General features: G+C 75.8%; 2 protein-coding genes. Both read right to left on the bottom strand.

The window, feature by feature from the left end; all coding sequences use genetic code 11:
- The coding region (locus VF746_25815) for an amino acid adenylation domain-containing protein (protein HEX8695859.1) at positions 1–4965 on the bottom strand (4965 nt) is incomplete at its 3' end.
- Between the two features lie 359 nt (positions 4966–5324).
- On the bottom strand, positions 5325–7108 hold a 1784-nt coding region (locus VF746_25820; GenBank protein ID HEX8695860.1), incomplete at its 5' end, for an alpha/beta fold hydrolase.

Here is a 7108-nt window from a genome sequence, read left to right on the forward strand (position 1 = left end):
CGACCGTCCCGCGAAGGTCAGCGCCACGGCGTCGGGCGTCCGCGCCGCCTGCGCCTCGAACAGCTCGTGAACGCACAGGCCGCGAGGGTACTCCGCCTCCGTGGCGTTCCACCCCTCCACCACCTGCCGCCGCTCCGCCGGGGCGAGCAGCTCCACTTCGTCCACGCGCCGGCCCGGGTCCGCCGCCATCTCCTCCAGCACGCGCCGCAGGTAGCCCACGTGGCGCTCCACCGTGGCGCGCTCGAAGAGCGCCGTGGCGTACTCCACCCGCCCCACGATCCGCCCGCCCGCCTCGCGCAGCGACAGCGACAGGTCGAACTTGGCCGTCCCGTCCGACGCCGAGCCGTCCACCGGGCCCGCCTCCAGCCCCGGCAGCTCCAGGGCGCCCGGCGGCGTGTTCTGCCAGGTGAACATCACCTGGAACAGCGGGCTGTGCGCCAGGCTGCGCGCCGGCTGCACCCGCTCCACCACCCGCTCGAAGGGGACGTCCTGATTGTGCTGCGCCTCCAGCGCGCGCTCCTTCACCCGCGCCAGCAGCTCCGCCGCCGTGGGCGAGCCCGACAGGTCCAGGCGCAGCGCCAGCGTGTTGACGAACAGCCCGATCAGCCCCTCGACCTCGCGGCGCCCGCGGTTGGCCACCGGCGTGCCGACCACCACGTCGTGCTGCCCCGACAGCCGGCCGAGCAGGGCCGCCCACCCGGCCAGGAGCGTCATGAACAGCGTGGCTCCCTGCCGCCGGCCCAGGGCCTTCAGCCTGGCGGCGAGCGCCTCGTCGAGCTCCACCGGGACCGAGGCCCCCGCGTGGTCCTGCCGGTCGGGGCGCGCGCGGTCGGTGGGCAGCGCCAGCAGCTCCGGCGCGCCCGCGAGCGCCCGGCTCCAGTAGTCCTCCTGCGCCCGCAACGCCCGGCTCTCCGCCCAGCGCCGCTGCCACGCCGCGTAGTCGGCGTACTGCACCGGGAGCGGCGGGAGCGGGTCGTCCCCGCCCTCACGGTACGCGCCGTACAGCACGCTCAGCTCCCGGGCCAGCACCCCCGTCGACCAGGCGTCGGAGACGATGTGGTGCATCGTCCACAGCAGCACGTGGTCGTCGTCACCCAGCCGCACCAGCCGAGCGCGCGCCAGCGGGCCGCGCTCCAGGTCGAACGGCGCGCCGGCCTCTTCGGCCACCAGGCGCCGCAGCTCGGCATCGGCGTCGGCGCGCCCGGCCAGATCGTGCTCCCGCAGGGGGAAGCGGCTCTCCTCGGCCGGCGCGATCCTCTGCCCGGGCTCGCCGTCCACCGTCACGAAGGTGGTGCGCAGCGCCTCGTGGCGCGCCACCAGGCGGTCCAGCGCGCGCGAGAGCGCCGCGCGGTCCAGCGTCCCCCGCAGGCGGACGCGCCGGGGGATGTGGTACGCGCCGCCGGCGCCCATCCGCTCCAGGAACCAGAGCCGCTCCTGCGCGAACGAAAGCGCCAGCCGCCCCCCGCGGTCGGCCGGCTCGATCGGCGGCAGCTCCGCGCGCGCCGCCGCCTCCAGCCCCCGCGCGAAGTCCTCCAGCACCGGGCGGTCGAACACCTCGCCCAGCGCCGCCTCCACGCCCAGCGCCTGGCGCACGCGCGAGACCACCTGCACGGCCAGGAGCGAGTGGCCGCCCAGGTCGAAGAAGTGGTCGCGGCGCCCCACCCGCTCCATCCCCAGCACCTCGGCCCAGATCTCCGCCAGCGCCGCCTCGGTCGCGCTCGCCGGGGCCTCGTAGGCCCGCGCGCCCGCGTCCGCCTCCGGCGCGGGGAGCGCCGCGCGGTCCACCTTGCCGTTGGGGGTGAGCGGGAGCCGCTCCAGCCGCACGAACGCCGCCGGCACCATGTACTCCGGGAGCCGCTCGCGCAGGTGCGCGCGCAGCGCCCCGGCGTCGGCGCTTCCCTCGCCCACCCAGTACGCCGCGAGCCGCCGGTCGCCGGGCGCGTCCTCGCGCGCCGCCACCACCGCCTCGCGCACCGCCGGGTGCTCGGCGAGGCGCGCCTCGACCTCGCCCGGCTCGATGCGGAAGCCCCGCACCTTGACCTGGGCGTCGTTGCGCCCCACGAACTCCAGCGTCCCGTCGGGGAGCCGCCGCCCCAGGTCTCCCGTGCGGTACAGGCGCCCGCCCGGATCGGCGCCGAACGGGTCGGCCACGAAGCGCTCCGCCGTCAGCCCAGGGCGCCCCAGGTACCCGCGCGCCACCCCCGCGCCCCCGATGTACAGCTCACCCACCACCCCCGCCGGCACCGGCTCGCCGGCGCCGTCCAGCACGTAGATCCGCGTGTTCGCCACCGGCGAACCGATCCCCGCGCGGCCCCGCCGCCCGGGGGAGTCCGCGCCCACCGGCTGCAGCGACGACCAGATGGTGGTCTCGGTGGGCCCGTAGACGTTCCACAGCGCGCCGACCCGCTCGGAGAGCCGCGCGGCGAGGTCGGCGGGGAGCGCCTCGCCGCCGCAGAGCGCGCGCAGCCCGGGGTCGCCCGTCCAGCCGCCGTCCAGCAGGAGGCGCCAGGTGGCGGGGGTGGCCTGCAGCACCGTCCCCGGCGCGGCGGAGATCGCGCGCTCGAGGAGCGCCGGGTCCGAGGCGGCCGTGCGGTCCAGGATCTCCACCCGGGCCCCGGAGAGGAGCGGGAGGAACAGCTCCAGCACGGAGATGTCGAACGCGAGCGTGGTGACGGCGAGCAGCCGGTCCGCCGCCCCCATCCCCACGGTGCCGCGCATCGACCACAGGAGGTTGCACACGCCGCGGTGCTCGACCATCACCCCCTTGGGCCGGCCCGTGGAGCCCGAGGTGTAGATCACGTACGCCAGGTGGCGCGGGGTGAGGCCGCCGCGCTCCGGGTTCGTCTCCGGGTGCCGCGCCCAGGAGGCGTCGCGGTCGAGCGCCAGCACCGGCACGCCGAGCCCGCCGAAGCGCGCGGCAAACGGCGATTCGGTGAGCAGCGCCGCCGGCCGGCTGTCGCGCAGCACGTGGCGCAGCCGCTCCTCGGGGTGGGAGGGGTCCAGCGGCACGTACGCCCCGCCCGCCTTCAGCACCCCCAGCACCGCCGCGAGCATCTCCGGGCCCCGCTCCACGCAGAGCCCCACGCGCGCGTCGGGACCCACGCCGAGGCCCCGCAGGTAGTGCGCGAGCCGGTTCGCGCGGGCGTTCAGCTCACGGTAGGTGAGCGACCGTCCGTCGAAGGTCAGCGCCACGGCGTCGGGCGTCCGCTCCGCCTGCGCCTCGAACAGCTCGTACACGCAGGCCTGGTCGGGGTACGCCGCCCCGGTGGCGTTCCACTCCTCCAGCTCGCGCCGGCGCTCGGCCTCGGGGAGCAGGTCCAGCTCCTCCACGCGCCGGCCGTCGCCCGTCGCCATCGCCTCCAGCACCCGCCGCAGGTAGCCCACGTGGCGCTCCACCGTGGCCGGCTCGAAGAGCGCGGTGGCGTACTCCATCCCGCCCACGATCCGCCCGCCCTCCTCCTGCAGCGTCAGCGACAGGTCGAACTTCGCCGTCGCCTGGGGGGAGCGCTCCAGGAACGCCGGGCCGGTCCCCGGCAGCGCCAGCCGGCTCCGCCGCACGTTCTGCCACGAGAACACCACCTGGAACACCGGGTTGTGCGCCAGGCTGCGCGCCGGCTGCACCTGCTCCACCACCTGCTCGAAGGGGAGGTCGCGGTTGTGCTGCGCCCCGAGCGAGCGCTCCTTCACCCGCCCCAGCAGCTCCGCCACCGTGGGCGAGCCCGAGAGGTCCACGCGCAGCGCCAGGGTGTTCACGAAGAAGCCGATCAGCCCCTCGATCTCCCGCCGCCCGCGGTTGGCGGTGGGCGAGCCCACCACCACGTCCGTCTGGCCCGCGAGGCGGCCCAGCACCACCGCCCACCCGGCCAAGAGCGTCATGAACAGCGTGGTCCCGTGCCGCCGGGAGAGCGCCCTGAGCCCCGCCACGAGCTCCTCGCCCAGCTCCACCGGGAGCGTGGCCCCCGCGAACTCCTGCCGCGCCGGACGCGGGTGGTCCAGCGGGAGCTCGAGGAGCGCCGGCACGCCCTCCAGCGCGCCCCTCCAGTACGCCGCCTGCTTCTCCAGCACCTCCTCCATCACCCAGCGCCGCTGCCACGCCGCATAGTCGGCGTACTGCACCGGGAGCGGCGGGAGCGGGTCGCCGGCGCCGCGCAGGAACGAGGCGTACAGCGCGTCCATCTCATCGCCCAGCACCTCGACCGACCACTGGTCCGACACCAGGTGGTGCATCGTCACCAGCAGCACGTGGTCGTCCGCCGCCAGCCGCACCAGGCGCCCGCGCACCAGCGGGCCGCGCTCCAAGTCGAACGGCGCGCCCGCCTCCTCCGCCGCCAAGCGCCGCAGCTCGGCGTCCGCGTCGGCGCGGCCGGACAGGTCGTGCTCGCGCAGGTCGAAGCGGCTCGCCTCCGGCGGGGCGATCCGCTGCTCCGGCTCGCCGTCCACCACCCGGATGGTGGTGCGCAGCGCCTCGTGGCGCGCCACGACGCGGTCCAGCGCGCGCGCGAGCGCCGCACGGTCCAGCTCCCCGCGCAGGCGGAGCTGCCGGGGGATGTTGTAGACGCCCGCGGCGCCCAGCTGCTCCAGGAACCAGAGCCGCTGCTGCGCGAACGACAGCGGGAGGCGCCCCGCGCGGTCCACCGGCTCGATGGCCGGGAGGTCCGCGCGCGCCGCCTCTTCCACGGCCCGCGCGAACTCCGCCAGCACCGGGTGGTCGAACAGCGCGCCGGGGGCCAGCTCCACGTCCAGCACCTGGCGCACCCGCGAGATCACCTGCACCTCGTCCAGCGAGTCGCCGCCCAGCTCGAAGAAGTCGTCGCCGCGCCCCACCCGCTCCACGCCCAGCACCTCGCACCAGATCTCCGCGGCCGCGGCCTCGGCTTCGCCCACGGGCACGGCGTAGCCCGGCCACTCGTCCGCCGTGGGGGGGGGCTGGCGGGCCGGACTGCTCGCTCGATCGGCAATCGACATGGGGTGAGCGTCGGGTCAACAGGTGTGCGAACGTCTCGTCCGGCGACGGGCGAGGGATGGGTCGCCCGTCCACGGACGGCCCGCCGCGTACACGTCCCTCTCCGCCGCCGGCGGGGCCTCCCGACCGGACCATACCGCCAGACCCTCTCCAACCGCTTCGGCCGCCCTCGGGCCCGCCGTCTCCCGCGAGCCGCCGCGCCCGGGAAAAGAGCGAGCGCGCCCCGCTGATTCCATGAGCGTTCAGCCGATATCTTCAGGACGTAGATCGGAGTGTTTACTCCGTATTCAGTCGATCAAATCGCCCTGATATTGACTATACATCACGCTACATCACGCTTTTTTCACGGACGGCCGCGGGCTCAGCCTACCGTGAGCCGCAGGGCCAGATCCGCGACGTGTGGCCGTTTCAGGGCGGTCATATGGTTCCCGGTCCCGACGCAGAAGTCGAGATCGGGCGCCCAGCATCCCCATCCCCGGACGGTTTCTGCGAATTTGCTCTGATTTGCACCTACATCATATCTAGGATCGCTCACCAGTACAAGACGGAGTTTGCCGGAGTAGCCCCCGGCGGGCCTGTAGGTGGCGCGCAGGCTGGTGGAAAAGGTCCGAAAGGGGCCGCGCAGCACGTCGGAACCCGAGCGCCGGGGAAGGACGCCGAGCCGGACCAGCCGCTCGTGCAGGAGCCCGAGCCTGGCATCCTCGTCCGGCGAATCGATCTCTTCGGGCCTGATTTCGAGAGAACGCTCCGCCGCCAGCTCGAAGACCTCGACCAGCTTGAGGAAGGCCTCCCGGGCGTCGTACTCGGCGACCTGGGCGTCGTCCGCGTCCGGCGCCTCGCTGTCCAGGAGGGTGAGCGACGCCACGGGGCGCCCGGCCGCGCGCAGGCGCCGGGCCATCTCGAACGCGACCCAGCCGCCGAAGGAGTGCCCCAGCAGGTGGACGGGGCCGGCGGGGTGCGCCTCGCGCAACGCGCGCAGGTAGAGCTCCGCGGCGGCCGGGACCGTGGCGTGGGGGACCATGTCGCCGTCCAGCCCGCGCGGCTGGAAGGCGTGCACCGGCCGCGCCGGGTCCAGGCATCCGGCCAGCTCGGCGAAGCTGGCCACGCTCGCCCCCGCCCCGGGGACGCAGAAGAGGGGAACGCCCCCCCTGCCGAACCGCAGCGTTACCAGGGGCGCGTAGCGGTCCTCGGGGAGCGGCTTCCGGCTCCCGGCCGCGGCGCCGAGGGCGCGCGACAGCGCCGCGCCGAGCTCCCGGGCGTTCTCCGCCTCCAGCATGGACAGGTGCGTCCCCGGCACGGGCGCGACCCGGAGCGACGCGTCGGGGAGCACGGCCTGCCAGCCGCGCCGCCGGTCGGGGGCCGGGCTCTCGGCCGCCGGGAAGAGGTGGACGGGGACCGGGATCGGCTGCGGGAAGTACTCCCGCAGGGCGGAGAGGTGGGCCCGCAGCCGGTCCCGCATCTCCCGGGCGTGCGCCACGGTGACGTGGCCGGGGAGGAGCCCCCGCTCCCGGCAGCGGCCGACGAACGCCTCGAGGTCCCCCTCCGCGGCGGCGGCCTCTTCGCCGGGCCCCGGGCCGGCGTCCGCCTCGGCGCCCTCGCCCATGCGGAGCATGCGCAGGAGCAGGGCGTGCTCGTGCCCGGCCTCCCCGGCGCCGGCGCGGGCGGCCGCCGGGTGGAAGGTGTCCAGCATCCCCACGAACTCGACGGCCTCGTCCCGGCCGAGCAGCTGCGCGGCGGCCTCGTACGCCAGGACGCCCCCGAAGGACCACCCGGCCAGGCGGTACGGGCCGGCCGGCTGGACCTCGCGGATCATCCGCACCAGCCGGGCGGCCATCCCCTCGATGGTGCGCAGCGGCGGGCCGGCGGCGGAGACGCGGGGGAGGGCGTACACCGGGAAGCCGGAGTCGAGGTGGGGGAGCAGCACCTGCGCGTACGCCACCGATCCGGTTCCCTCGTGGACCAGGAAGAGCGGGGGCTGCGCGCCGTCCGTCCGGACGGGGATCGCCCGGTCGCCCCCGGGCCCGGCTTCCGCCCCCCGCAGCCGGGCGGCGAAGTCCGCCAGCACCGGCCGCTCGAACACCGCGCCCAGCGCCGCCTCGACGCCCAGCGCCTCGCGCACGCGCGAGACCACCCGCACCGCCAGGA

It is taken from the genome of Longimicrobium sp. (assembly GCA_036389795.1).
In the GTDB taxonomy this organism is placed as follows: domain Bacteria; phylum Gemmatimonadota; class Gemmatimonadetes; order Longimicrobiales; family Longimicrobiaceae; genus Longimicrobium.